This is a genomic window from Streptosporangium amethystogenes (assembly GCF_000721075.1).
Classification (GTDB): Bacteria; Actinomycetota; Actinomycetes; order Streptosporangiales; family Streptosporangiaceae; genus Streptosporangium; species Streptosporangium amethystogenes.
On the sequence record NZ_JOEQ01000004.1, the window covers coordinates 330,726 to 356,942 of the forward strand.

The window sequence follows — 26,217 nt, forward strand, 5'->3', positions numbered from 1 at the left end:
ACGCCTCCATCAGGCGGAGTGAGGGTCATGGTCGGGGATATGGAAGATCGACCGAGGGGCCCGGCCGAAGGCCTCCACGCTCTGGCAGTACTTGGAGACCCGCACCACCTGCAGGTTCCGTTTGGCGGTCAGATCGGTGAGCCAGTAGGGCACCCGCTCGTTCGCCTTGACCTCGATGATCGTTTTGGTGGGCGGGACGATGAACCGGTTCTGGGCGTCGGCGCCGATGTGGAAGTCCCGGTCACGGCCCCGTACGCGCTGGTCGAAGGTGACCCGGAGGCCGACGTCGGCGTCCCGGCCCACATAGGCGTGCCGCTGGTAGCCGGTCATCGCGGTGGCCCGCAGATCGAGCCGGCAGGCCAGGTCCAGGACCTCCTCGACGAAGGGCCGCTCCGCCTCGGTGTGCTCGACCGGCTCACGCCCGTCGCACAACCGCAGCGCGTCGGCGTACGGCAGGCAGACCCGGCGCTTCTGGGTGACGCGGTTGACCCGCTGCTTGATCTCGACGAACACCGGGGTGTCCGCGGTGACCTTGAAACGGTCGCCGTAGTGCCTGATCCGCAGCTTGCGCCGGAACTTCAGGCCCTCGATCTTCTCCCAGTAGAAGCGCAGCCCCCGGGTGTCGTAGTAGACGCTCCAGATGCCATACCCCTCGTCCCCGCTGTGAGCGTCGCGGTCGAGTCGCCGCTCCATCTCGTCCCGGAGCTCGTCCACCAGACCGGTGTCGACCAGATACTTGATCTCGTAGCGGTTGAACGCGTGCAGCCTGCTCGGCGCACGCAGCGCGCGCCCGGCATCGGACACCCGCCCGTCCCCGCCACCGTCCCCGGGATCCGCGGGGCTGTCTGCGATCGCGGACGACCTGCGAAGTCTGCGCAGCATGTTGCTCCATTCGAGAGAGCGTCGGCGGACATGTCATGGTGCGAACCCGAAAGTGGCGTGTCCGGGCCCCCGGCGTGGGACGCCCCGGAGGCGCACGGCCCGTGAGCGGCGGTCCGCACGGCGAAACCGCCCGGTCGGGGCACCCGGGACGGCGGCCCATGGATGTCAGAACCTTCGCGGCGGCCGAACCTGTTCATGACGTCGTTCTACGTGCCCTCGATGAAAGTCTTCTGAGAAGCGTGTCAACTTCCGTTCATCCGGCGGACGAACGGCGGCAACCCCCTGTTAAGCACGGACCGCGAACGGGACCGGGCCTCTCCCATGACGGATGCCCGATCGTCGCGTTTCATCGGTAAATTTCCGCCCATCATCCTAAAAACTTGTGACTCTAGTTCACAATATGTTTCACTGTGTTGCAGCGCAGTAGCATCTCGCTACTTCCCCTATACCGAGGAGAGTGCGTTGAGTCAGCCCCCCAGTACCGAGTTCACCGGAAATCCCGATGTCGTCAGGCTGTCGGCGAGCCTGCTCGACCGCCGGGACGGCGACTGCGGAGACTTCGCGGCGGTCAAGGCCCGCCCGAAGCTGTGGCCGCGGGTCTCCGAGAGGCGCAGGTACGCGCCCTGGGAGACCTTTCCGCTCGGCCTGGTGATGGACGTGCTCAACGCCGTCGAGTTCGAGGCCGCCCCGATCGACGAGGCGCTGCCGAGAACCCTCGGAAACGCCCGCGACACCGTGCATCCGGGGGTCGCCAACTGGATCGAGCACGCCTGCCACACCTACCTGGAGGTCTCCGAGAGCCTGGCCGCCACGCTCGCCTCCGAGGGGGTGGAGCTCCGGCCCGAGCGCCGGCCGCGGATCGTCCAGGGCGGCCGGTCCCCCGCGGAGATGCGATCCCTCACCGTGTGGGGCCGGTGGTACGGCTCACCGGACGGTACGACCGTGGAGTTCCGGCGGATGCGCCTGCGCCGCCCCCTGGGCGGCACGGATGTTCCGTCCACCCAGGCGATGGCGTACGTGGCGGCGGTCGGCAAGCAGGTAACGGACCCGTCGGAGCTGCATCGCGCCATCCCCGTCCCGGTGCGGCCCGTTCCCGTCCCCCGGCGAGTACGGGTGGTCGAGGTCGGGTTGACCACCGGCACGGACCGGGTCCTTGTCGACACGACGGATCTGGAGGAGATCCGCGGCGCCTACACCTCGAACGTCAGACCCGCGACGGCCCGGCTGCTGGCCGGTGGCGGCCGGGCCCCGGGGCGGGACTGCGCCGAGTGCAAGGCACGGGCCTCCTGCGGGGACCTCGCGCACGCCCCCGGCCTGCTCGGCCTCGACGACCGGGGCACGCACCGGCGGACCTGGTCGATCACGACATCCCGCTATTACCAGGTATGCCCGGCACAGGCTCACCTGCGAGAGCTCCGGCTGCCCGGCGACTGGGAGACGAGCCCGGCCGCCGAGCGCGGCCAGCACGTACACGCGTGGCTTGAGGCCGCACACGGCCGGGGAAGAGCCTGCCGTCCCGCGGACCTGCCGGAGGTGGACGCCGATGACTGCGGCATCGCCGACGAGTTGATGGAGCGGGAGGAGTACCACCGGTCCCGGCCGTACCTGCTCCGGCATCTGGCGGTATGCCCGCTGCGCGGCCCGGGCGAGGTCACCGAGGTCAGGCCCGAGCCGAAGATCGCCGCCTACGACGCGCGGGCCGATGTGATGGTGCTCGCCCACCCGGATCTCCTGTGCCGGGTGGACGGACGCCTCGTCTACCGCGAGCAGAAGACGTCGGCCGTACCGCGCGGGATCACCGAGGAGAACGCGCTGGAGATGGTCCCCCAGCTCGCCCTGGCGGTCCGGCTGATCGCCGCCGGCGTCTTCGGGGACACCGGCGGGCTGGTCGAGCTGGAGCAGCTCACCCCGGACTCCGCCGAGGTGCTCACCTTCGACGCGACCGACCCGGTGACCGTCTCGACCGCCCAGGCGGTCGTCCTTGACCGGGTCCGGTCCTGGCACCGCGACGTCGCCTTCCGTGCCACCCCGGGAGCCTGGTGCCGGTTCTGCCCGGTGTCCCGCTGGTGCCCGAGCGCCTCCGACGCCACCGCGCACCTCGCGGACGGTCTCGCCGTCGACCCCCTCACCGGGGAGATCCTGGCGAGCCCCGACCGGTTGAACGGTCGCGTCGAGGCGATCGCGGCCACTCTCGCCGACCCCGAACCCGACGACGAGCCTCCGTTCTGAGCACTCACCTGGACCGCGGGAACATCGCGTCTCAGACGTTCAACGCGTGATAACCCCAGGATGCGCGGCGTTGAACCCGGCCAGCCCTTCGGGGGTGAGCCTCAGGTACAGGCCCTTGTCGACGTCCATCACCAGAGGCTTGCCCGCCCCGTAGAACACGACGGAGATGTCCAGTTCGAGTTCCGGCCAGTCCATGCCGACCACCCAGCCGATGTACGGCTTGGCGAAGTCGGGCACGAGGAACCCGTCGAAGCTCATGGAGGATCAGCCGGGGTCAACGGGAGGCTGCTCCGCCCACTCATAGTCGCGGGCGGAGGAGTGCAGGTCCGAGGCGACGCGGTCGAGCTCGTCGAGGTACTCCTCCAGGGCGCCGAAGACGCGCTGTTCGATGCCAGGCATCTGCTTGGCCAGTTCGGCGCCCTGGGCCGCGGCTACCGGTCCCGAGTCCGCCCAACGGTGACTCGCCGACTCCCATTGGATCGAGGCTAGGCGGAGCCTGATCGCCGGTGTACAACTGAACCATGATCCTCAAGGGAGCGGCTCGTGCCCTGTTCACGATCATGGCGGCGCTTCCGCTGGCCGCGTGCGGGGCCTCCTCGGCGCAGACGGGAGACGGTGCGGGAATGCGTACTCAGGGCGGCGAAGGCACTCTGGAAACGCCGCGGGTGCTCACCTGCTCCAACCGCAACGGCGACGTCGGCGACGAGAGCAACCTGCTCGCCTCGATAGGGCCTGCCGACCTCGTCGCGGGACCGCTGGTCATCCCCGGCCTGCTCGCCTGGGGTACGGCCAAGCCGGAGGAGTACGGCAGCGGCAACCACTTCAAGGTCGGCGCGGTGGTGCGCAAGGGCGGCAAGGTCACCCTGTCGATCCCCACGGAGTTCCACAAGAGCGCCGGCATGCTCTACGCCGAGGTGGCCAGGAGGGCCGCGAACCCGGCGGACGCCGACCATTCGGTGACGTTCGTGGCCTGCGACGATCACGACACGGTGTTCGTAGGCGGATTCTACGTGTTGGCGCCCAGATGCGTGCCGTTCGACATCGCGGTCCCCGGCAAGCCGACGGTCCGCAAGGAGATCTCCTTCTTCCACGGGAAGTGCTGAGACGCGGTGGGCGGGCGCAGGGCCCGCCCACCGCACTCAACCGAGGAACACCGTCGCCAACACGCCGACGAATGTGAGAGACAGCAAGGAGAACGCGTAGATCCGGACCGCCTTCTCCCTGTCCATGAGCCAGTACATCAGCCAGATCGGCTCGGCCTTGGTGTCCGGGTCCTTCGACGGCGGCACGACGGCCACCATCGCCATCGACGGAAGTACGAAGCCAAGCGCGTAACACAGGCCGGCCCACCAGGGCACCAGTCCGAAGAGCGTTACGCCGAGCGCCGCCCACGTCAGCGACGTGACGCGGAAGGTGGTCACGACAAGCCCGGTGTCGAGCCCCCACAGAAGCGCGCCTCTGACAGGGCCGAAGCGAGCGAAGTGTTCCCGAGGGGTCTGCCGCCGCAACATGGGCGTACGGAGGCCGAACTTACCGGAATCGATGGCCATGCAGACGAATAGCACGACACAGGCGGCGATCTTGGGGCCTGTTCCGCGTAGTCCGCTGCCAATGAGATGAACCAGCCCGTACGTGGAGACGGCGGAGATCACGAAGCCGATCGCCAGGTTGAGGATAGGCCGGTACATGGCCTTCTCCCCAGTTGCTCTCCCCTGAACCAGGGGGCGGAGATATCCGACGAAGGACAGGCCTCAAAAACTGAAAAGCTGCGCGAAGCCCGCGCTCATAATGAGCAGGAGCAACGCGATTGTCACCCACGTGTCAAGGGGCAAGGTATCTCCTGAAAGGGATTAGCAGCTGTTGGGGCTGACGACCCAACCGGCCGAGCAGATGAATGGACCGGTACCGCAGTTCGCGCCTTTCGTGCACTCTCCGCAGGCGTGCCTGCGCTGGAAGGGAGCCGTGCCGCTACAGCAGGTCCAGACCTTCATGCTGTAGCCGGACGGGCACACGTACTGCCCGGAGCTGTTCGTCCCGCAGAACTTGTTCGGCAGGGCGAGGTTGCAGCAGTTCCAGTTGCCCGCCGCGGCGGGCTTGGACATCGTGGCCACGCCGGCGACGGCGCCGACGGCTGTGACGCCGATCTTGCCCATCCAGCCGAGGAAACCCCGGCGATTGGATCCCGGCAAGCCGGAGATCTTCTCCATGTGGTGCCTTTCGGTACGGTGAGGAGGGGGATCAGTGCTGGACGGACGGCTTGCGGGCCAGGTTGTACCTGTAGGTGATGGGAGTGGCCGCGTACATCTGCCTGACCGTCGGCACCGTGTGGGCCCGCGTCAGCTTTCCCTCGGCGATGTGGAGGGCGACGGGCGTCAGATCGAGCCCGATGCTGTTGACGATGAGCTCCCCCTCGTCGAGGAGGACGCGCTCGCCACGCAGTTCGAACTCGTCGATGAACTCGTTGCCGTCCCCGGTCACCGGGACGACCACGACCCACATCGAAGGGGGCACCGCGCCACCGCGCAGCGCCGAGGCCAGGTTGCGGCAGGTCTCACACTTGTTGGAGACGAACAGCACCACGGCCTGTTCAGCGTGATCGAGGACGGCGGGCAGGCCGAACCGGCTGGGACTGGCCCCTTCCAGCGTGCCCAGTTCCACCGGGGTGGGCTTGTCCTCCATATCGAGATAGCCACGGATCTGTCTGACCTGCTCAAAAAGCTCGACCTGGGCGCCGATCTGGATGAAGAGCACCACGGCCAGCAGGCAGACCAGCACAAGCAGCACCGTCGTCATGCGGCGGACACCTCCGCGTCCTCATGTTGTCTCGGTTCCGGGATGACCATGCGGTCGCCCCGCAGCACTCGCCAGAGCCTGACCTCGGCCAGGAGTTTCCATGCGACGAGCACCAGCAGGAAGGCGGCCAGTCCGGCCAGTCCCTCGTCGGCGCTCCACGACGGCGGCGCGTATTCGGCCACGACCGCCAGGCCCAGCCAGAGCGGCAGGTACAACACCTGCCGCCAGCCCAGTACGGCTTTGCCGCCGCCGAAGCAACCGCACTTGATCTTCTCCTTGACCCCCAGCGCGCGGATTCCCGCCCCGGCGAACGACAGGGCCAGGAGCACGACGAGCGCCCTCGGCCAAGCCGCCGACGGCATGATCGTCAGCGCGGTGACGGCCAGGAGTTCCGCACCGATCACGAGCAGGGTCGCCGGTCTGGCGACGGCGCTCAGGCCGAGCTTGGAGATGATCTGAGTGAGGTCACGGTTGGTGAGAATCTTCGACAGGGCCGCGACCAGAAAGATGGCGATGAGCGCGCCCTGTCCGACGACTCCTGCGGCACTACTCGTCATGACCGAAAAATACGTAAATGCCCCCAACTCGGCAATGGGTACCGTTGATCTTTCTTATTGGATCTCTGATTTTTTTATTGTCAGAGGATAGTTTTAATTCGTCAGTTGACAGGGGTACAGGTTCGTGATTCGTTATCATGCCGCCTGGTATGACCCAGCCTGTCAAGCATTTCCAACAGCGGCACCGCCACCCGCCGCGTGGTCTGCAGCGCGACCCGCGCCTGGCTCACGGTGAACGGGCCGGACAGCTCGCGCAGCCGCTTCGCCGCCTGCTCTGGGGCGTTGGGCAGCAACACCACACCGTCGGTGACGACCAGCACGGCACCGGCGCGCTCGGCCTCGGCCAGCGCTCTGCCGGTCAGTCCGAGCTCGGCCAGCCGCCGCGCGCTCGGCGCCTGGAACGGCAGGCCGGCGAGTTCGGCACGGAACCGGTCGATCGCGCGCCGCAGCTGCGGCGGCAACGGCGAAGGGGCCAGGTCCCGCCTGCCGATGACTCCCGCCTCCACCGTGAGTGGCGGCGCGATCAGTGCCCTGGTCAGCCGTCGGTCGGGCAGGCCGAGGAGGTGCGTCGCCGCCTCGACGGTCAGCCGCCTGTCCGTGGCCACGGCCACGGCCTCGCCGAGCGCCTTTCTCAGCCCCGCCCAGTGCTCCGGGTCGGTGTGCCAGCCGCCCGGTAGCGGAGAGAGTGGCGCGGTGACGCCCATCGCGGTGAGGTCGGCGCCGCTGAGCAGCCCGTGCCAGCGCAGCAGATCAGCCGCTCCTGGCGCGGCTCCGGCCGCGGTGAGTGCCGCTCCGCGAGCCGCCGCCGCACCTCTTCGGGTCAGTGCCGGAGGCCGCACGTCCAGCACGACCACCCCGGCGTGTACGTCCGAGCGGCTGGGATCACGCAGCAGCGCCCGATCGCCCACCCGCAGCGGCAACGCCCTGGCGAACGACAACCTCGCGGTGTCCGCGCCGAGCGGCCTGATCCTGGTGGGCACGGCGGCAGAACCGATGTGCAGGAGCAGATCGCCCTTCGGCTGCTCACCCGGTGACAGCCGGACATCGGCCGAGGTCGTGAGGTGCCACGCGCCAGGGGTCAGCAGTGCGGCCCCCCGCGACAGGGAGACGGGCCCGCGCAGGTTGACCGCCACCCGGGCGGTGGCGGTGACCAGGTCGGCGCGGGTGTTGAGCGTCTGCAGACCACGCACCCGCACCGGCTCGCCGTTGAGGTGCAGTGTGTCGCCCGTACGCAGGGTTCCCGCCGTCAGGGTGCCGGTGACGACGACCCCCGCCCCCGTGATGGTGAACACCCGGTCGGCCCACAGCCGCACAGGGCCGTCGGCGGCGGGCGGCGGCAACTCGGCCGCGAGCCGGCCGAGCGCGGCGACCAGCTCGGGCAGGCCCTGCCCGGTGACCCCGCTGACGGCCAGCGCCGGTATCGCCGCCAGGCCCGTTCCGCGCAGCCGGGAACGGGCCTCGGCGAGCGCGGGAGCCGGATCGGCCAGATCGGCTCGGGTGATCACGAGCAGGCCGTGGCGTACACCGAGCAGGTCAAGGGCGGCCAGGTGCTCGCCCGACTGAACATGCCAGCCCTCGTCGGCGGCGACCACGATCATGGCGGCCGGGCACGCCCCCGCCCCGGCCAGCATGGTGGTGACGAACCGCTCATGACCGGGCACGTCGACGAACGCCACCGTCCCCCCGGACGGCAGCGCCGTCCAGGCGAAGCCGAGGTCGATGGTCATGCCCCTGCGGCGCTCCTCGGCCCAGCGGTCGGGCTCCATCCCGGTCAACGCCCGGACCAGCGTCGACTTGCCGTGGTCGACGTGGCCCGCGGTGGCGATCACCAGCATGGCGCCAGGCGAGGGTTCGTGGGATGCTCCGGCCTGACGACCGGCAGGCCGGCCGCGAGCCAGGACTGGAAGCCGCCGACCACGTCGGTGGCGCGTCCCAGGCCGAGCTGGTGCAGCGACCAGGCGACCAGGCTGGAGGAGTATCCCTCGTCGCACAGCACGATCCATCGGATGCCCTCCGACGCCTCGGGGATGCGTGCGGGAGAGTGCGGGTCGAGCCGCCACTCCAGGTGGTTGCGCTCGATGACGATGGCGCCGGGCACCTCCCCGTCGCGGCGGCGCTGGAACTCCGGACGGGTGTCGACGATGAAGGTGTCGGGAGCACGGGCGGCCGCCTCCGCCTCTGCCGGATCGAGCCGACGCATGACCTTTCGAGCCTGAACCAGCAGGTCGTCGACGCTCATCACACTCCAAAGGGAGGTTGGCGGAGACGGACGGGAATCGAACCCGCCGCGCCGAGATGCTCGGCGCCACCGGTTTTGAAGACCGGGAGGGCCACCAGGCTCCTGGACGCCTCCGGGCGCGATCCTAGCCGCGAAGATCGTTCAAGAGAAGAAGGAGATCGTCGTCCTCCTCCGGCGACACAGCCAGCAGGTCGAGGAGGCAGCGGCCGTCCTCGACCCGGCCGAGCACCGCCGGCTCGCCCAGCCGCAGCGGCCGCGCCAGCCGCTCAGGCACCGCGATCGCCACGCTCGGCAACCCGACCCCCGGTGCTCCGCCGCCCCCGACCGTGCCCGTGGTGGCCACCGCCTCGGCGTCGATCCCCGCCCCCTCCAGGCCTACCACCAGCGCTTTGGCCCGCTGCCACAGTATGGTCCGGTCGGTGTGCAGCGCGGTCCACGTCGGCGTCTCCTCCAGGGCGGTCAGCGTGGCCTCAAGCGCGGCGAGCGTGAGCTTGTCCACTCGCAATGCCCTGGACAGCGCGTGCCCGCGCAACCGCTCGACCAGCTCGGCCCGGCCCAGGAGCAGCCCGCACTGTGGTCCGCCGAGAAGCTTGTCGCCGCTGGCCGTCACCAGGTCGGCGCCCTGCGCGAGCCAGGTCATGGCGTCCGGCTCCTCCGGCAGCAGCGGCTCCCCGCGCAGGAGTCCCGAACCCGCGTCCGCCACCAGCGGCACTCCCGCCGCCCGGCACACCCCGGCCAGCTCGGCGATGTCCGGCGTGCTGGTGAAGCCCTCGATGCGGTAGTTCGACGGGTGCACCCTGAGCACGAAGCCGGTCTCCGGGCCGAGCACCGTCTCGAAGTCGGCCACGCTGGTGCGGTTGGTGGTGCCGACCTCCCGCAGCCGGGCACCGGTCGAGGCCAGCAGTTCCGGCAGCCGGAACCCGTCACCGATCTCCACCAGCTCGCCTCTGCTGACGACGATCTCGCGGCCCTGGGCCAGCGCGGTCGCCGCCAGCACGAGCGCGGCGGCGTTGTTGTTCACCACGTGCACCGCCTCGGCGGCGGGGACGGCGGCGGCCAGTGCGGCCAGCGCCCCTCTGCCTCGCCGGCCTCGCCGCCCGCTCGCCAGATCGAGCTCGACGTCGGTCACTCCGGCCGCCACCTCGATCGCGGCGAGTGCCGCGGCCGACAGCCTGGCCCTGCCCAGATTGGTGTGCAGGAGCACGCCGGTGGCGTTGATCACCCGCCGGGTGCCCTGACGGCTCAGGACGGCCGCCGCGGTGCGCGCGACATCCTCAGGCGCGATCGCGCCCGCCCTGGCGGCCTGCTGTGCCTCATGAACGGCCACCTTCACCCGCTCGCGGCCCAGCCGTCGCACCGCACCGGCAAGGAGGGGGTCGGCCAGAACGGTGTCGGTCCGCGGAACGAACCGTCGAAAATCAGTCATGATGGACTTACATTACGATCATGATGCGACTGACGCACTATGCCCAGGGCGGTGGCTGCGCCTGCAAGATCCCCGCAGCAGACCTCGAGGCCATGCTCGCCCGGTTCGGCCAGACCCTTCCGAAGGACCCGCTCGGCGAGCTCATCGTCGGCACGGAGAGCGGTGACGACGCGGCCGTCGTCAGGATCCAGGGCGACACCGCGATCGTCAGCACGGCGGACTTCTTCACACCCGTGGTCGACGCCCCCTACGACTGGGGGCGGATCGCGGTCGCCAACGCGCTGTCGGATGTCTACGCGATGGGCGGGCGGCCGCTTGTCGGGCTCAACCTGCTGGTGTGGCCGAGGGAGGACCTGCCATACGACATCGCGGCCGAGGTCCTGCGCGGTGGGGCGGACGTCGCGGCGCAGGCGGGATGCCACCTCGCGGGCGGGCACAGCGTCAACGGCCCGGAGCCCATGTACGGCGCGGCCGTGACGGGCCTCGCCGACCCCGGCAGGCTGATGCGCAACGACGCCGGTCAGGCAGGGCTGCCCCTCTCGCTGACCAAGCCGATCGGCTCCGGTGTGCTGAACAACAGGCACAAGGCGACGGGGGAACCGTTCCCGCAGGCGGTCGAGGTGATGACGGCGCTCAACGCCGAGGCGTCGGCGGCGGCGCTCGCCGCCGGAGTGCGGTGCGCCACCGACGTGACCGGGTTCGGGTTGCTCGGCCACCTCTACAAGCTGGCGCGTGCCTCAGGGGTGACGGCGGTGCTGGACGCGGCGGCCGTGCCGCTCATCGACCGCGCCATGGAGTCGGTGCGCCAGGGCTACGTGCCGGGGGGTTCGCGGCGCAACCTCGACTGGGTCGCGCCGCACCTCGCCGCCACGGGGGTCGCGGAGGAACTGCTCATCCTGCTCGCCGACGCCCAGACCTCGGGCGGGCTGCTGATCGCCGGCGAGATCCCGGGCGCGACGGTGATCGGCGAGCTACGGCCGCCCACCGACCACGCCGTCATCGTCCGCTAGCCCCGTTTTCCGCACATGCGGAATTCAACGCGAAGGAGGCCGCGGGGCCGTTCCGTGGGCTTGTGCGACCGACGGAGACAGAGACGGAGACAGCCCGCGTGATCCGCGTCATCCGCCGACCCATGTCGATCTCGATCGCGATTGGGACAGCGCAGGGGCATCCTCGTGGTTCGAGGCTTGGTCGGAAGCTCGCGGCATGGCCCACAACCCGCGAGCGCCAATGAGAACGGGCGGGACTCCGTGAGACTGGAGTCCCGCCCGTTTCGGCGTTCTAGCCCCAGGTCAGGCCCATGTTCGGGCTGGCCTGGCTGGTGTGCCCCCTGCAAGATTCGAACTTGCGCTCCCGGCTCCGGAGGCCGGTGCTCTATCCCCTGAGCTAAGGGGGCCAACGTGTGATTACATTACCAGCATCCTGGGGTTGACCGACACTCACTTCGGAGAGCGAGCGATCTTCGAGGAGGACTCGGGGACGGAGGATCATCCGGCGGCCCGGCTCGCGGAGGGGCGGACGGCGCCCCGGTAGCGGGAGAGGTAGTAGGCCGAGGCGGCGAAGTCGGTCGTCCTGACCACGTCACCGGCCCCCGGGGCGTGGACCATGACGCCGTCCCCCACGTAGACCCCCACGTGGGTGGGGTCCTTGACGCCTCCGCCGAAGAAGATCAGGTCTCCCGGCCGGAGCTGGGAGAACGGCACCCGGCGGCCCTGCCTGAACTGGGTTCCGGTGTAGTGGGCGAGCCGGGTCCCGGCCCTGGACCAGGCGTGCAGGGCGAGCCCTGAGCAGTCGAAGCCCCCGCCGGTCGGGCCGGCCTTCGAACCGCCGCCCCAGACGTACGGCCTGCCGACCTGGCGGAGCGCCGCGACCGCTGCGATCTGTCCCCGCGAGGGCGCGCCGCGCCCACGCGAGACCGCCGCCCGCCCCCTGGATGGGGCTTTCCGCCCGGGTGAGGACGCCGCCCGTCCACCGGATGACGTTTTCCGCCCGCGTGGGGAGCGCTGTGACCGCTCGGTGAGCGCTCGCGAGGACTCCGGCCGGGAGGAGGCCCGAGGAGCCCTCCGCTTCGCTGAAGGAACGGAAGCGGAACTCGAACCGACAAGAGGATCCACCGAAGCCCCGGCGAGAGGGCCTACGGCGGCCCTGGCGGAGGAACCCGGAGGGGTGACGAGCCGTCGGACACGGCGGGAGCGGTCACCTCCCTGAGAGCTGTCGCTTCCCGGCCGTTCGTCATGCTCACCTTGGGAGCCCTGGGAGCCCTGGGAATGGGCCATCGGTCCGTTATCAGGACTGTGAGGGGCGCCTGCCCACTCACCGTCCTCGTCCGAGGGATCCACCGGCCGGTTGTCGTCCGGATCCGAGAAGGTCGTCGGCCGGTCGCCGTCTGTGCTCGGAAGGAGGGCGCCGGACAGTGCCGACACGGAGCGGTCTCCCAAGGTTCCCGTGTCCGGCGGAACCGGGCGCCGGACCTCGCAGGCGGAGGTGAGGACGGTGCGGATCTCCTCCGGCAGCCAGTGCGGGGCGGCCGTGGAGAGCAGGCCGGCCCAGATGTCGCAGGCTTCCGGGGAGAGGCGGGGCGCGGGGAACTGGAGGCTCCCCGCGAGGGTCGCCGAGAGGATGGAGACGGTGACGAGTGCGGTGATCACGCACGCCCTCCCTGGGCTCGATGAAGGATCGAGACCCCAGAATGAGCGGGCGGAGGTGATCGCCAAGAAGCCGAACCTGGTTCTGTGGAAAACCTGTCACCTGTGGACAGCTGTGCGTACACATCCACGGAAACCCGCACAGCGGCGGGGAAGAGGAGTTAGCCTCACGCCGTGGGAGAGGATCTCGGCAGGGTGTTGGTAGTGGATGACGACGACGTCATCCGGCAGCTCATCGCGGTCAACCTGACCCTGGAGGGGTTCCAGGTCGACACGGCCTCCGACGGGCAGGACTGCCTGGACCGGGTGCTGGACGTGATGCCCGACGTCATCACGCTGGACGTCATGATGCCCAGACTGGACGGCTGGATGACCGCCACCCGGTTGCGGGGCGACAAGGGGACCAGACACATCAAGGTGGTCCTGATCACCGCGCGGGCGCAGGAGGACGACAAGCGGCGGGGCCTCGGGATCGGAGTCGACGCCTACCTGACGAAACCCTTCGATCCCGCCGAGCTGATCCAGGTCGTCCGCGATCTGGCCCTGACCGCGCGCAGCGGTTAGCGCAGGTCCCGACCCGGCGGCCGACCAAGGCGAGCCCCGTTTTCCGCACGTGCCACGTCATTGCAGGTCAGCAGCTATACCTGATCCAGCGCAACGGGTGATCACCCCAGGCCGATCGGGGTCGTGTGCGGAATGCGGGGCGAGCCCGGCCACAGCGGTCGGAGTGAGCCCTGCCCGCCAGGCGGGGCGGAACAGGTCGTGATCGCGCGGCCGATCAGAACGAGCCCGGCCACACCGGTCAGGCCAGGACAGACCGCGATCACGCTGGCGGGGAGTCAGAGCAGGCCGTCCCTGCGGGCCACCGCGGCGGCCTGGGTGCGGGAGGAGACGCCCAGCTTGGCGAGAATGTTGGAGACGTGCACGCTCACCGTCTTCTGCGCGATGAACAGCCGCTCACCGATCTCGCGGTTGGGCAGCCCCTCGGCCACCAGGGCGAGCACCTCCTGCTCACGAGCCGTGAGCAGGGTCGGCGACACGGAGACGAAGCGCGCCCTGCGGCCCAGCTCGGCCAGGGCCGTGGCGAGCGGCCTGGCGCGCAGTGACTCGGCGGCCTCGACGGCGAGTTCCCACTCCTGCAGCGCCTCGGCGCGCTCGCCCGCGACGAGCAGCGCCTCGGCCAGCCGCCACCGCGAGCGCGCGACCTCGTAGACGAATCCGAAGTCGAACGCCTCGACCACCGCGCGCCACGCCGCGACGTCGAGGCGGCCGTGCGCGCGGTGCCACTCGGCCTCGGCCCGGGCCAGCCAGGCCAGCCCTTCGGGGCCCAGCGGGCCACGGCGGACGGAACCGGGGCCGACGGCGGCGGGCACCCTGGCCCGTTCCAGCAGGGCGTCGGCCCCGTCGGCTCGCCCCAGGTCGGCCAGCGCCCACAGGGCGGTGCTGCTGAGCCGGATCACGGCCGGATCGTTGGAAATATGGGCGTCGAGCCCCACCAGGGCGTGTTCGAGCGCGCTCTCCGGGTCGCCGCGCCACAGCGCGTGCTCGGCGGCCAGACCACGGCCCATGGAGATGATGGTGACATCGTTGGGCCAGAAGGGCGCCAGCCAGGACAGGCGCTCCTCGACGACGGGCAGGCCCCTGGCCACCTCGACGAAGAGCGCGAAGGACGACAGCAGCGCCTCGGCCGAGGTGCCGACGCGGACGCCGAACCCGGCGGCGACCTTCTCCGCCTGGTCCCACTCCCCTACGACGTAGTGGATCAGAAGCCGCAGGAAGCGCAGGTCGGTGCCGTAGGTGCTCCAGTTGAGCCCGGTCTCCCGCGCCAGCCTCAGCCCCCGGTCGGTGGTGACCGCCGCCTCGGCCAGGTCGCCGTTCTCGTACTGGACCCGGGCATGGGTGAAGATGGCCCGCAGATCGACGGCGAGGTTTCCCGAGCTCTCCGCGGTGGCGCAGGCGAGCAGCTCCTTGGCTCGGGGGATGTCGCCGGCGAGGGCCGCGAGAGCCGCGAGGGTGATCAGCGCACTGGTCTCCGCGTCGGCGGCGCCGCTCGCGCGGGCCGTCTCCAGGGCCCGGCCCGCCAGCGCCTCGACCTCGTCGTGCCGCTCGGTCCAGTAGAGCGAGCGGGCGTAGGTCGCGAGCGCGCGGGCGAGCACCGGTCCCTCCGGTGCCGCCTCGACCGCCGCGCGCGCGGGGACGATCGCGCCCTCCAGGTCCTCCGCGTCGATGAGGACGTACGCCAGACGCTCGTTGACCTCGGCGGAGGGCGGCAGGCGCCGGAGCTGGGAGATCGCCCGATGGTTGTCGCCGCTGTCGGCCGCCGCGTCGGCGCTGCGCCTGGCGAGGCTGACATGGTCGATCCCGGCCAGGCGCTCGGCGTCGGGGACCCGGTCCCAGAGTCCGATCGCCCGGTCGAAGTGGCGGTGCGCCTCGGCCGGGGCGCCCAGCCGCTCGGCCCTCCGCCCGGCCTCCACCGACGCCACCAGCGCCCCCGGCAGGTCGTGTCCCGCCAGGTAGTGGTGGGCGAGTTCGGCCGCGGAACCGCCTCGGGCGGTCAGCAGGCGGGCGAACTCGGCGTGCGTCCTGATCCGCTCGCCGGGCAGCAGGTCAGTGTAGACGACCTCCTGCAGGAGCGCGTGCCGGAAGGCGTAGCCGTACTCCCCGTCGAGGCGGAGCAGGCCACGCGAGACGATCTCCCGCATGGCCTCGTCGAAGGCCAGGTCGTCGAGGCCCGAGGCCTGCTGGAGCAGGTCGTGGTCGGCCCGGCGGCCCGCGACGGCCGCGCTGCGGAGCACCCCCTGCGCGGGGTCGGAGAGCAGCTCCGCCCGGGAGAGCAGCAGGGCGGCCAGCCCGTCGGGCATTGAGGAGCCGTCGGCAGCGGCCTCCAGCAGTTCCTCGGCGTAGAAGGGGTTGCCCTCGGCCCGGTCGACGACCTCCCGCATCACGCGGGCGTCGGTGCCGCCGAGTGTGGTCAGATAGTCGGTCATCTCGTGCGGGTCGAGGGGTTCCAGCTCCACGGACGTCACCGAGGGGAGCCGCTTGAGCTCGGCGAGGACCCGGCGCAGCGGATGGCGGCGGTGCAGGTCGTCGGTGCGGTAGGTGCCGACGAGGCAGACGGGCTCGGTCTGCAGCATCCGGCTGAGGAAGACCAGCAGGTCGCGGGTGGACCGGTCGGCCCAGTGCAGGTCTTCGAGCACCAGCAGCACCGGCCGCGCGGCCAGGAAACCGAGCATCGAGCCGAAGAGCTGCTGCTGGGTCAGGCCCGAGGTGCTCTCCCCGCCCGGGTCGGTGCCGCCGGGCAGCAGTCTGCCGAGAACCGGCCGCGCGTCGAGCTCCGCGCGTAGTTCCCCGCGCACGGAGCGCAGGGCGTCGGCGAGCGGGAGGTAAGGAAGGGCGTCGCCGAGTTCGGCGCACTGCCCGACGAGCACGGCGAATCCGGCGGCCTCGGCCCGCTCGGCCAGCTCGGTGACCATCCGGGTCTTGCCGATGCCCGCGTCACCTCCCAGCAGGGCGACTCCGGCCTGCCCCGCCGCGGCGGTGTCGAGCACGACGGTCAGCCGATTGAGTTCCGCCGCCCGCCCAATAAGAACATTTTGCACGCTTTGTTACCCCCCGTCGGCGAGTATCGCACGTGGCACCGACGGGAACGGGTGGCCGACGTCGTACCGGCTCGGGAACCGATCGCACCGCGGAGCCGATTCCGGCCGGCTCCGCACCGCGATCGCCGTCGCGTCGGCGACGGGATCGATCCCCCGGCCGGAACGCCTCACAAGGCATCGGCGGGACCGGTTCCGGCTGCCCCGCAGACCCGATTGGTACCCCGCGAGGTCCGCGTATTGGCCCTGACGACGGAGAGGTGGGCGACCCTAAGGTCGGAGCATGATCTCCCCGTCCACATTGCTGATCTTCTCGGTCGCGTCACTGGCACTGGTCCTGGTGCCGGGCCCGAACCACATCTACATCATCACCCGCGCCGTCTCGCAGGGCCGCGCCGCCGGTGTCGCGAGCGCGTTCGGTGTGGAGGTCGGCACGCTGGTGCACATCGCCGCGGCGGCGGCCGGCCTCTCGTATGTGATCGCGCAGTCCGCGACCCTGTTCAACGTGGTCAAATGGGCCGGTGTGGCCTACCTGGTCTACCTGGGGGTCCGGGCGCTGACGAGCAGGCAGGAGCTCACAGCCCGGGAGACGGCCCCGCAGCCGCTGCGGGCGATCTTCCTTGAGGGCATGGTCGTCAACCTGCTCAATCCCAAGGTCATCCTCTTCTTCCTGGCGTTCCTGCCACAGTTCGTGGAACCGCAGGCGGGTGCGGTGCCGCTGCAGATCGCCATCCTGGGCACGACCCTGCTGCTCCTGGGCCTGCTCTCCGACCTGATCTACGCCATGACCGCGGGCGCCCTCGGCAGCCGGCTGCGGGTCAGGCCGACCCTGCTCGGCCACTTCAGCGGGGTCGTCTACCTCGTCCTCGGCGTCGCGACCGCGCTCTCCGGCCGCTCCGTCTGAACGTACGAACCCAGCCGGTCGCACAGGTCCCCCGCCAGGCGGGCCAGGTGCCCCCGACGGAGGATCAGGATCAGGCGCCCGTTCCGGCAGGCCCGGAGAAAGTCGCGCCCGTTCGCCCGGTGAGGTCAGCCGAGGGTCAGGCCGAGAGCGCGCCCGGGATGCGGTCCAGGATCGGGTAGGGCATGAGCCCGTACGCGTAGAAGTCGACCGCGTCCGCCCCCGAGGCCCGCACGGCGCGGACCTTGGCCGCGAGGCGCTCGGCCGAGTCGGTGTCGGGGAGGCCGGGCCGGAGGACGACCCGCAGTTCCCTGTCCTTGCCCGTCGAACGGCGGTAGGCCACCACGTCGTCCGCCACCCTGCCCGCGTCGCGGGCGTAGGCGAGCACGCCGAGCGAGGGCACCAGGTCGCCGAGGGCGACCAGGTCGACGCCGAGCTGCCAGGAGTCGTGCGCGGCGAGCCCCGGCGAGGGCAGACCGTCGCGGTAGCCCTTGACGGAGCCGGTGGCGTCCAGGAAGACCAGTCGTGAGCCCTCAGCGGTGACGGCGGCGGAGACGTCGGAGACCAGTGAGGTCACCACCTCGGAGCGGGCCCGCGCGTAGGCGACCACCTCGGGACCCGCGTACGCGGTCAGTGCCGCGCGGGTCACCTCGCCCTGGGCGGGCGGGTCGCCGTCGAGGACGGCGCCCACGATCCTGGTGCACTCCTCGCGGGCCACCTCGGCGTTGACCCCCAGACCGGCCGCCCCGCGCATGCAGAAGTCGCAGAAGCAGAGGCCGAGCAGGAACGTGTCCATCGGCCCGAGCGGGACGAAGCTGCGCTCATGGTGGTAGCCGTGATCGAACGTCGAGAAGTGCAACGCCTCGGCCACCACGCTGTCGACGCCCTGCCTGGCCACCGCCCTGCCCAGCGCGACCGCGTACAGCCGGACGTCGGGGTGGGAGGGGCACAGGTCCGCGGGCGAGCCCCGGTCGCCGAAGCAGTTGCGTACCGTCACGTCCGGGTTGGCCAGGCCGAGCGTGGTGTTCTGCAGGAAGACGGTCCAGCCGTGCAGCGCGAGTCCCCGCTCGGCGGTGGCCAGGCGGAGCGCGGCCAGCGGCTCCTCCTCCGCGCCTTCCTGGACCGGCGGGACCAGCCGCAGCTCGCCGAACAGGTCGGCGGGCGGCGTGAAGTGCGCGCCGTCGCTGCGGAGCGTCACCCGGGAGCGGCCGTGCGGGGTGACGTCGCGGGCGCGGCGGTATGCCGCGGCCACGGTCATCCCCGTCAGGCCGTATCCGGTGATCCGGTCAAGGACCGCCTCCATGCCCTCCCCGCGTACGTCCTCGACGTAGACGTATAGCGAGCTGTCCAAGCCGCCGCCCTCCCATGAAGTCGGTCAGACTCTAACGCGGCTTGTAGGCCACGAAGTCGATCTCGACAAGGATGTCCATCAGGTCGGAGCCGACGGTCGTGCGGACCGGATAGGGGCGGGTGAAATAGGACTTGTACGCCTCGTTGTAGGCGGCGAAGTCACGCTTGAGGTGCTGCAGGTGCACCGTCGACTTCACCACGTCGTCGAAGCCGAGGCCATGCGCCGCGAGGATGGCGCCGAGGTTGCGCATCACCTGATGCGTCTGCTCGGCCACCTCGGTCCCGACGACCTCGCCGGTCTCGGGGCTCAGCGGCCCCATGCCCGAGGTGTAGACGAAATCGCCGACCACGAGGCCCTGCGAGTACGCCCCCACGGGCGCCGCGCCCTCGTCGGTACGCAGCTCCTGCTTGCCGCTCATCTCGTCACTCCTCAAAAGGGGAAAAAGGTGATCAGAAGAAGGTGTTTATCAGATCGACGACGACGTACTCCTCGTCGACCACCGGCATGACCCGCCACTTGTCGAAGGCGGTGCACGGGTGGGAGATGCCGAACGACACCAGATCCCCCGGCTTCACCGGTGATCCCGGCGCCAGTCTCAGGATCGTGTGCTGGTCTGAGACCTTGAGCACCGTCGCGTCCGCGACGGCTCCGCGCGGGATCGGCAGCCCTTCGTCGAAGGGGGCGTCGCGCTTGCCGAACCCGACCACGGCCAGGCCGGGCTCGGGAACGCTCAGCACGTGTGCCCATATCTCCAGCGCGGCGCGCAACTCCCCGTCCATCCGGGTGTACGGGGTGCGCTCGCGGTAGTAGCCGTCGTCGTGGGAGACATAGGCGCCGCTGCGCAGCATGACCCTGGCCCGGCAGGTGGCGAGCTCGCGGCCGATCACGTCGAACCACTGGCTGCCGCCCACGGACAGGATCGGGTCGCGCACCCGCAAGTGCTCCAGCGCCTCCAGCAGCCGGTACAGGTAGGCCCGCACCTCGCCGGTGGAGCCCAGCGAACCCTCGTACCCGGCGACGCCGGCCAGTTGCACGCCCTCGGCCGTCTGCGCCGCCGAGGCGACCTCCAGTAGCTCGGCGAGGGTACGGCTGCCGCCCCGGCCGCCCTCATGGCCCAGCTCCGCCAGTACCCGGAACGGTCTGGCCCCGGCGTGCCGGGAGAGCGTCTCGACCCCGGCCACCGAGTCGACGAAGCAGAGGAACTCGAACGCGGGGTCCTCCGCCAGCTGCGCGGCGAGTGCGTCCAGCCCCGCGGGGTCGAAGACCTGGTTGGCGAGGACGATCCTGGCGACTCCGAACTCGCGCAGGGTGAGCGCCTGGCTGGGGGTGGCGACGGTCATCCCCCACGCGCCCGCCTCCAGCTGCGCCCTGATGAGCTCCGGCGACATGGTGGTCTTGGCATGCGGGGCGAAGACCAGCCCGTACGCCCCGGTGAAGGCCGCGAGCGTCGCGATGTTGTGTTCCAGCGCGCTTCTGTGGGCCACCATCACCGGGAAGGTGAACGCCCCGCCGAACAGCGAGGCCCCCAGCGCCCCCTCGGGATCCACGATCCCCTTCACGTCCCGGCCCTTCCTGTGGTCACCTGTACGGATTTAGCGGGCCATCGGCCGTTGAATCCGGGCGTGGGAGATCACATCCCCGTTGGTCGCCCTGAGGACCCTATCCTCCTGGCGCCCTCTCCGGTGCCGTGTTGTCAGAGCCGCAGCTCGTCAGGACTACGGCTCTTCCGGGGCGCGGTTTTCAGGGACGCGGTTTTCAGGGACGCGGTTTTCAGGGACGCAGCGCCCTGCCGGGGGTGGCGCCGGTGAGCCGGCCTCCGGCGAGGACCGGGACCCCGGAGACGAGGACGTCGCCGATCCCGGTGGCCGGGGTGCGTGGGGCGGCGTAGGTGGCCAGGTCGGCGACCGCTCCCGCGTCGAGGACGACCAGGTCGGCGACCTGTCCGGGGCGGACGAGACCGCGCCCGTCGAGGCCGAAGCGGCGTGCCGGGTGCGAGGCGAGGTGGACCGCCGCCTGCTCCAGGGTCCAGTCCCCGGTCTGGCGGACGTGGTGGCCGAGCATCCTGGCGAACGCCCCGTAGCCCCGGGGGTGGGGGTGGCCGCCCACGTAGATGCCGTCGGAGCCGCCGGTGTGCGCCGGGTGGCGCAGGATCGCGCGGACCGACGCCTCCCCCTCGGGGCCCTCGTCGGGGCGGGCCGCCACGCATCCGGCCTCCAGCCGGGTGTCGATCAGGATCCGGCGGCAGAACTCTCCCGGCTCCAGCCCCGCCTCGGCGGCGGCCTCGGGCAGCGTCAGTCCCTCGGCCCACTCGGCACCTGGCACGTGGGAGAGGGTGACCCTCGGCCAGAGTCTCTCGTCCCACTCGATCCGTTCTGACTCCAGTGTCTCCAGCGCCCGGTCGATGTCGGCGGCCGGGACCCACCGAGGCAGCGCGACCATCGCCAGGATGGTGCTGCCCCGCAGGTAGGGGTAGGTGTCGAAGGTGACGTCCAGCCCCCGGAGCCGGGCCTCGTCGATCAGAGGCAGGAGGGTCGCGGCCGGGCCGTGGTAGTGCGAGACGTGCACCGCGACACCCGAGCGCCGGGCGATGTCGGTCACCTCGGCCATCCCCTCCGGGGCCGCCGCCCCGTACCCGCGCATGTGCGTCACGTACGGCAGGCGGCCGAGCGGCGCGCAGAGCGTGGCGAGCTCGGCGGCGTCGGCGTAGCGGCCGGGGGCGTACTCCAGCCCGGTGGAGAGGCCGGCCGCCCCCTCGGCCAGGCCGCGCTCGACGCGGGCCAGCATCGCGGCCAGCTCGTCGGCGGAGGCGGCCCGTTCGGCGGCGCCCATCACGTCGTACCGGATCGTGCCGTGCGGCAGCAGGTAGGCGGTGTTCAGCGCGGTCGCCCGGTCGTAGCCGTCGAGCAGTTCCCCGACGCCGATCGGCCCGTCCGCCGAGGGGTGGACGCCGTTGACCGCCGCGAAGTAGCGGGTGGCGTAGGCGAAGGTCTCCGGGGTGGTGGAGGGTGCGAAGGAGAGCCCGTCCTGGCCGAGGACGAAGGTGGTCACCCCCTGCCGGAGCGCGGCGAACTGCACCTCCTTGTCAAGGACGAGGGCGTCGCCGTGCGCGTGGCAGTCCACGAGGCCGGGCATGACATGGCACCCGGCGGCCTCGACCACCGTGGTGGCCGCCGCCGCGTCCAGGCGGCCCACCGCTGCGATCCGGTCACCGGTGACGCCGACGTCGGCCCGGCAGGCCGGGGCACCGGTGCCGTCGAGCACCCAGCCATCCCTGATCAACACATCAAACGACATGCCCGGATTCAATCACCGGGAAGGTGTTCGAGGCACCCGGCACCTGTCTACGTTCTCCCTGGATTTCCCCCGCATCGCACCCAACCGGGAATTTGGGCCCCCTTCCCTCTTGACCATAACGCGTCATGGATGGTGGCATCTTTTACTAGTTAGGAATCTTTCCTAACTAGATGATCGCAGAGAGGGCACCCCCTGTGCATGCGAGACCGCGTCTCCAACGCCCCTCGACCGTCCTCGTCCTGGCACTGGCGTCGGCACTGATCGCATCGGTGTTCGTGCTGGCGGCCCCGCCCGGCCTCGCCGCCGACTCCCTGCTGTCCCAGGGCCGTCCGGCCACCTCGTCCTCCAACGAGGACGCCACGTTCCTCCCCTCGGCCGCCTTCGACGGCAACACCGGCACCCGCTGGGCCTCCGCCGAGGGCCACGACCCCGAGTGGCTCCGCGTCGACCTCGGTGGTTCCGCCACGATCTCCCGGGTCAAGCTGACCTGGGAGGCCGCGTACGGCAAGTCGTACCGGATCGAGACCTCTCCCGACGGCAACGCCTGGACCTCCGCCTACTCCACCACCTCCGGTGACGGCGGCGTCGACGACCTGGCCCTGTCCGGCACCGGCCGCTACGTGCGGATGTACGGCACCGCGCGCGGCACCGCCTACGGCTACTCGCTGTACGAGATGGAGGTCTACGGCAGCACCGGCGGCAGCACCCCGAGTCCCACCCCGACGATCACTCCCGGCGGCCCCGGCGTGCCGTTCGGCTCGCACACGATCCCCTACACGGCCGGGACGCTGCGCCCCGGCGGCACCCAGGCCACGCTCGACCAGAAGGTGATCGACTACTACCAGCGCTGGAAGGCCGCCTTCGTCAAGCAGAACTGCGGCAACGGCTGGTACCAGATCATCTCCCCCGACGCCGACCACCCGTACGTGGCCGAGGCGCAGGGCTACGGCATGGTCATCGCCGCCACGATGGCCGGGGCCGACCCGGACGCGAAGAAGATCTTCGACGGCCTGGTGAAGTACGTGCTGGCCCACCCGTCGTCGATCACCCCCGGCCTGCTCGCCGCCGAACAGGACACCGCCTGCCAGAGCGTCAACGGCGGCGACTCGGCCACCGACGGCGACCTGGACGTGGCCTACGGCCTGCTCCTGGCCGACCGGCAGTGGGGCAGCACGGGCACCTACAACTACAAGCAGCTCGCGATCAACCACATCAACGCGATCAAGGCCGGTGAGGTCAACCCGACCACCAAGCTGATGAAGCTCGGCGACTGGAGCAGCTCGGGCGACCAGTACTACTGGATCAGCCGCTCCTCGGACTGGATGATCGACCACTTCAGGGCGTTCCGCAAGGCCACCGGTGACACGACCTGGGACACCGTCCGCACCAACCACCAGAACCTGATCGCGTCCCAGCAGTCGACCTACGCGGCGAGCACCGGCCTGCTGGCCGACTTCGTGGTCAACACCAACACCACCCCGAAGCCGGCCCCCGGCCAGGTCCTGGAGGATCCCAACGACGGCAAGTTCTGGTGGAACGCCTGCCGTGATCCGTGGCGGATCGGCAACGACGCGGTGACCAGCGGTGACGCCAAGTCCCTCGCCGCCGCGCGCAAGCTCAACACCTGGATCAAGAGCAAGACCGGCGGCAACCCGAACAACATCGCGGTCGGCTACTCGCTCAACGGCACCCAGATCTCCAGCGGCAGCGAGCCGGCCTACTTCGCCCCGTTCGCGGTGGCGGCGATGACCGACTCCGGCAGCCAGGCCTGGCTGGACGCCCTGTGGACCAAGATGCTCAACACCCCGTTCACCGCCACCGACTACTACTCGACCAGCGTCCAGCTCCAAGTCATGATCACCGTAACCGGCAACCACTGGGTGCCCTGACCCTCACGCGTACCAGTGCGGCTCCCACCTTCGGTCGGGGCCGCACTTTCGTGCCCGTGACCGTACTCAGGCGACTTTCACGGAGTAGTCCCCAAAATCGGCCACTATGTCCAGTGTTCCCCCCAGGGCGACGACATAGGAGCGCAAGGTGTCCAGACCACCGATCTGGCCGTGCTCGATCTGGGACACGCGCGCCTGAGTGATGCTCATCCGTTCGGCGAGGAGCTTCTGGGAGATGCCCAGACGCTTGCGCATCTCGGCGAGTTGGACACCGCGAAGCTCTGCCCGCAACTGCTCGCGGCTGCTCTCCCGGGCGGCGACTCGCTCGGGGGAGTCCCGATCGGGATCGATCTCACGGATCTTGGCCTTGGTGTCGGACCACTTCACGAACTCACTCATCGCCCTTCCGCCTCCTTCTCAGCGCGGTATGCCGCGTAACGCTCCCACAGGGCTCGGCCCACGAGAGCCGAGGTGAGGCATGGGCCGACGCGATGATCACAGGGAACATGATGACGGTGCGCCCGGATCCTTCGATACTTCGATGCCCGTGATCGAGGCTCCCGCGTCCGACTTCCTCTGCTTGGCTCCACGTGCTCGCGCGAGATTTTCCCGGCGTGGATCAAGTCTGTAGTCGGATCACTCAGGGAACCGCGTCCTGGACCCTCCCTGTCAAGGCCAGGTACTCCTCGTGTGAAAGGTTGCGCGTTTCGAACCCCAGGATGTTCTGCTCGGCGAAGCGCCGCGTTTCCTCTGGATCCCACCGTCCGGGCAGGTGCATCAGTGGCCGACCGGGCTCGCCGAACACGATGAGGCCGCGGAGGTCCGGCTCGGCCGTGTAGCGGAGCAGTAGATCGGCCTGGGGGACCAGGCGTAGGCCATCCTCTGACTCCAGCTCCAACTGACCGTGCTTAGAGCGGAGGCGACAGGCCCGGCCGTCCAGACGCGAGAGCTCTCGGGCACCTGACGTCCGAGATTGATTCAGCCGGGCATGGGCGCGGCCGGCCCGCATGTCGCGCCACATGTTGGTGATCATTCTGAGGTAGCGGAGATCGTTCACGCCATCGAGCAAATGCATGCGTGTGCCCTCATGGCGAGCCGGAGGGCCGGTGGGTGAAAGTCCATGCCAGCCCGAGGCGCGACGGGCCAGCACGACCCTCGCCTCAGCAGCGGTGCCGTACCGCCGGAAATCGAAGGTCAGCCCATGGTCGGCGGCGAATCCCTCCAACTCGTGCCGGGGCCTGGCTCCCGGTGAGCAGAACAGGATCAGCCCATCACCGTCCAGGACCGCCACGCCGTACATCGTTCTGTTCTCTTCGGGGTAACCGTAGGAGACAAGCGTCTTGGCTCGTCCGGTAAGCGCGCGGACGCGCGAGGTTAAGTTGGTCAAGGTGCGTCACCCTTCGGCTGGTACGAGGCCAACGCATAAGCAATCAGCGCCGCCCGTTTCCCTGCTTGACCGAAATGACGGACAAGACGAACACAAAGTTCCGATCAAGCTGGCCGAAGCGTTGAAACAGAGGCTCTGGAAATGCGGTTCCTGTTACGCGGGCTCCAGGTTTCCCACGAACCGGTAGGAGAATCCCTTGCCTGCGGGGGAGGAAGCCTCGATGTCCTGATAGCCGCCCGTGGCGGTCACCGGGATGCGCAGCAGCAGGTCGTCGCCGACGATGTCGTCCTCCCACACCTCAATGGTGAACGAGCCTCCGGCGACGGTGGTCTGGCTCTTGTACGATCCGGCGGCGCGCTCTGTGGAGCCGGGGGTGCACATCGAATACTCCCATACCCAGCAGGTTCCGGCCTTGGTGTCGGCCTCGTCACCGTTGGTGGGCCAGCCGAGGTACTCGGCGCCGTTCTGACCTATGATCCGCACACGGATCTCGTCCTCGCCGCTCTCCTCCAGATCGAAGGCCTGAAGCGAGCCGAACACAATCTTGAGCAGGGGTCCGGCGGCGGCCGTATCGACGCCGAGAGCAGGGGGCTCGGCGGCCTGGGCCGGGGACACGAGGGCCGCGGCGAGTGCCAGCCCGGCGGCCAGAGTGCCCACCCTCGACAGGACGTTGTTCATGCGCTCCTCGTTTTCCGTTGACAGGCGGGCTCCAGGCGGAAATTGAGCCTGTGGTGGTAGCCGTTCACGTCGCCCCTGTGAGTGGTGATGACGTTCGCCATAGAGCCTGTCGGGGGTGTCTTGTCGATGGCTTGGAGCCTGCTGGTGGGGATCCGACATCAAGCTCACGCCCCCGGGCGGATCACCGTCGGTCACCTGCGGTCGTGACGGCATGAACCACGGGCGCGAAGCCCTCCACCTGGATGGTGGCCAACAAGGTCACCCCTGTGCTCTTCACTGAGCGCGCCGATGGCTTCCCCGATCACTCTGCCCTGCCCGCTGTCATGGATCCGGTATGGCCGACCCAGGCG

General features: G+C 70.0%; 25 protein-coding genes and 2 tRNA genes. 6 read left to right on the forward strand and 21 right to left on the reverse strand.

The genetic code is table 11. The annotated features are described in order from the left end of the window. Positions 1–9 precede the first annotated feature (9 nt). Positions 10–882 (reverse strand): polyphosphate polymerase domain-containing protein, encoded by an 873-nt coding sequence (locus IG98_RS0106255; protein WP_037969460.1) that lies wholly within the window; start codon positions 880–882, stop codon positions 10–12. 462 nt (positions 883–1,344) lie between these two features. On the opposite strand from IG98_RS0106255, the gene IG98_RS0106260 reads away from it, so the two are divergent. Then, positions 1,345–3,111, forward strand: coding sequence for a PD-(D/E)XK nuclease family protein (locus IG98_RS0106260; protein ID WP_030906822.1), 1,767 nt, complete (start codon positions 1,345–1,347; stop codon positions 3,109–3,111). A gap of 39 nt (positions 3,112–3,150) precedes the next feature. Here the strand turns inward: IG98_RS0106260 and IG98_RS0106265 are convergent, their stop codons facing one another. Next, positions 3,151–3,369 carry a hypothetical protein gene (locus IG98_RS0106265; RefSeq protein WP_030906825.1) on the reverse strand — a complete coding sequence of 73 codons (219 nt, stop codon included), beginning with the start codon at positions 3,367–3,369 and terminating at the stop codon, positions 3,151–3,153. A 6-nt stretch (positions 3,370–3,375) separates the two neighbouring features. After that, positions 3,376–3,510, reverse strand: a complete 135-nt coding sequence (locus IG98_RS54200; protein ID WP_281178440.1) for a hypothetical protein — start codon at positions 3,508–3,510, stop codon at positions 3,376–3,378. A gap of 122 nt (positions 3,511–3,632) precedes the next feature. Between IG98_RS54200 and IG98_RS0106275 the strand changes: the two genes are divergently transcribed. Next, positions 3,633–4,214 carry a hypothetical protein gene (locus IG98_RS0106275; RefSeq protein WP_030906828.1) on the forward strand — a complete coding sequence of 194 codons (582 nt, stop codon included), beginning with the start codon at positions 3,633–3,635 and terminating at the stop codon, positions 4,212–4,214. Between the two features lie 36 nt (positions 4,215–4,250). On the opposite strand, the gene IG98_RS0106280 is transcribed toward IG98_RS0106275, so the two are convergent. The 8 genes from IG98_RS0106280 to selA all read right to left on the reverse strand — a co-directional run bounded on the left by IG98_RS0106280 (position 4,251) and on the right by selA (position 10,126). Further along, positions 4,251–4,799, reverse strand: a complete 549-nt coding sequence (locus IG98_RS0106280) for a hypothetical protein (RefSeq protein WP_030906830.1) — start codon at positions 4,797–4,799, stop codon at positions 4,251–4,253. 162 nt (positions 4,800–4,961) lie between these two features. Next, positions 4,962–5,300, reverse strand: a complete 339-nt coding sequence (locus tag IG98_RS0106290; RefSeq protein WP_157594178.1) for a hypothetical protein — start codon at positions 5,298–5,300, stop codon at positions 4,962–4,964. Between the two features lie 49 nt (positions 5,301–5,349). After that, positions 5,350–5,904: a hypothetical protein gene (locus IG98_RS0106295; protein ID WP_051751672.1), complete on the reverse strand. Its 555-nt coding sequence runs from the start codon at positions 5,902–5,904 to the stop codon at positions 5,350–5,352. Next, positions 5,901–6,461: a MauE/DoxX family redox-associated membrane protein gene (locus tag IG98_RS46605; protein WP_030906839.1), complete on the reverse strand. Its 561-nt coding sequence runs from the start codon at positions 6,459–6,461 to the stop codon at positions 5,901–5,903. Before IG98_RS46605 ends, IG98_RS0106295 begins: the two co-directional genes overlap by 4 nt. A gap of 101 nt (positions 6,462–6,562) precedes the next feature. Next, positions 6,563–8,296: a selenocysteine-specific translation elongation factor gene (locus IG98_RS0106305; protein WP_030906842.1), complete on the reverse strand. Its 1,734-nt coding sequence runs from the start codon at positions 8,294–8,296 to the stop codon at positions 6,563–6,565. Further along, a complete protein-coding gene (locus IG98_RS0106310; RefSeq protein WP_051751674.1) occupies positions 8,287–8,700 on the reverse strand; it encodes a rhodanese-like domain-containing protein in 414 nt (137 codons plus the stop codon). Before IG98_RS0106310 ends, IG98_RS0106305 begins: the two co-directional genes overlap by 10 nt. Before the next feature lie 18 nt (positions 8,701–8,718). Then, positions 8,719–8,814, reverse strand: a tRNA-Sec gene (locus tag IG98_RS0106315). Positions 8,815–8,824: 10 nt separating this feature from the next. Beyond that, positions 8,825–10,126, reverse strand: coding sequence for an L-seryl-tRNA(Sec) selenium transferase (gene selA, locus IG98_RS0106320; RefSeq protein WP_030906848.1), 1,302 nt, complete (start codon positions 10,124–10,126; stop codon positions 8,825–8,827). A gap of 20 nt (positions 10,127–10,146) precedes the next feature. On the opposite strand from selA, the gene selD reads away from it, so the two are divergent. Next, entirely contained in the window at positions 10,147–11,136 is a 990-nt protein-coding gene (gene selD / locus IG98_RS0106325) for a selenide, water dikinase SelD (protein ID WP_030906851.1), read from the forward strand. Between the two features lie 314 nt (positions 11,137–11,450). Here the strand turns inward: selD and IG98_RS0106330 are convergent. Further along, positions 11,451–11,522, reverse strand: a tRNA-Arg gene (locus tag IG98_RS0106330). A 91-nt stretch (positions 11,523–11,613) separates the two neighbouring features. After that, entirely contained in the window at positions 11,614–12,774 is a 1,161-nt protein-coding gene (locus IG98_RS46610; RefSeq protein WP_051751676.1) for a C40 family peptidase, read from the reverse strand. 171 nt (positions 12,775–12,945) lie between these two features. Here IG98_RS46610 and IG98_RS0106340 point away from each other — a divergent pair, with 171 nt between their 5' ends. Then, positions 12,946–13,335 (forward strand): response regulator transcription factor, encoded by a 390-nt coding sequence (locus IG98_RS0106340; RefSeq protein ID WP_245651413.1) that lies wholly within the window; start codon positions 12,946–12,948, stop codon positions 13,333–13,335. Between the two features lie 275 nt (positions 13,336–13,610). Here the strand turns inward: IG98_RS0106340 and IG98_RS54205 are convergent, their stop codons facing one another. Next, positions 13,611–16,370 carry a helix-turn-helix transcriptional regulator gene (locus IG98_RS54205; RefSeq protein ID WP_030906861.1) on the reverse strand — a complete coding sequence of 920 codons (2,760 nt, stop codon included), beginning with the start codon at positions 16,368–16,370 and terminating at the stop codon, positions 13,611–13,613. A gap of 280 nt (positions 16,371–16,650) precedes the next feature. Here IG98_RS54205 and IG98_RS0106350 point away from each other — a divergent pair, with 280 nt between their 5' ends. Continuing rightward, positions 16,651–17,271, forward strand: coding sequence for a LysE family translocator (locus IG98_RS0106350; RefSeq protein WP_030906864.1), 621 nt, complete (start codon positions 16,651–16,653; stop codon positions 17,269–17,271). Positions 17,272–17,407: 136 nt separating this feature from the next. On the opposite strand, the gene IG98_RS0106355 is transcribed toward IG98_RS0106350, so the two are convergent. The 4 genes from IG98_RS0106355 to IG98_RS0106370 form a co-directional block, all read right to left on the reverse strand. After that, positions 17,408–18,619 carry a hypothetical protein gene (locus tag IG98_RS0106355; RefSeq protein WP_030906867.1) on the reverse strand — a complete coding sequence of 404 codons (1,212 nt, stop codon included), beginning with the start codon at positions 18,617–18,619 and terminating at the stop codon, positions 17,408–17,410. A gap of 31 nt (positions 18,620–18,650) precedes the next feature. Then, the gene (locus IG98_RS0106360) at positions 18,651–19,037 is read right to left on the reverse strand and encodes a Rid family detoxifying hydrolase (RefSeq protein WP_030906870.1); all 387 of its coding nucleotides are present in this window, start codon (positions 19,035–19,037) and stop codon (positions 18,651–18,653) included. Positions 19,038–19,068: 31 nt separating this feature from the next. Then, positions 19,069–20,178 (reverse strand): alanine racemase, encoded by a 1,110-nt coding sequence (locus tag IG98_RS0106365; RefSeq protein ID WP_030906873.1) that lies wholly within the window; start codon positions 20,176–20,178, stop codon positions 19,069–19,071. Positions 20,179–20,389: 211 nt separating this feature from the next. Beyond that, a complete protein-coding gene (locus IG98_RS0106370; RefSeq protein WP_030906876.1) occupies positions 20,390–21,913 on the reverse strand; it encodes an N-acyl-D-amino-acid deacylase family protein in 1,524 nt (507 codons plus the stop codon). 194 nt (positions 21,914–22,107) lie between these two features. Here IG98_RS0106370 and IG98_RS0106375 point away from each other — a divergent pair, with 194 nt between their 5' ends. After that, complete coding sequence (locus tag IG98_RS0106375) at positions 22,108–23,802, forward strand: glycosyl hydrolase family 8 (RefSeq protein WP_030906879.1); 1,695 nt, start codon at positions 22,108–22,110, stop codon at positions 23,800–23,802. A gap of 66 nt (positions 23,803–23,868) precedes the next feature. Here the strand turns inward: IG98_RS0106375 and IG98_RS0106380 are convergent, their stop codons facing one another. From IG98_RS0106380 to IG98_RS0106390, 3 genes are all read right to left on the reverse strand, one after another. Then, entirely contained in the window at positions 23,869–24,201 is a 333-nt protein-coding gene (locus tag IG98_RS0106380) for a helix-turn-helix domain-containing protein (RefSeq protein WP_030906882.1), read from the reverse strand. 241 nt (positions 24,202–24,442) lie between these two features. Then, positions 24,443–25,189 carry a hypothetical protein gene (locus tag IG98_RS0106385; RefSeq protein WP_157594180.1) on the reverse strand — a complete coding sequence of 249 codons (747 nt, stop codon included), beginning with the start codon at positions 25,187–25,189 and terminating at the stop codon, positions 24,443–24,445. A 153-nt stretch (positions 25,190–25,342) separates the two neighbouring features. Next, entirely contained in the window at positions 25,343–25,867 is a 525-nt protein-coding gene (locus IG98_RS0106390; RefSeq protein WP_030906888.1) for a hypothetical protein, read from the reverse strand. Positions 25,868–26,217: the final 350 nt, after the last annotated feature.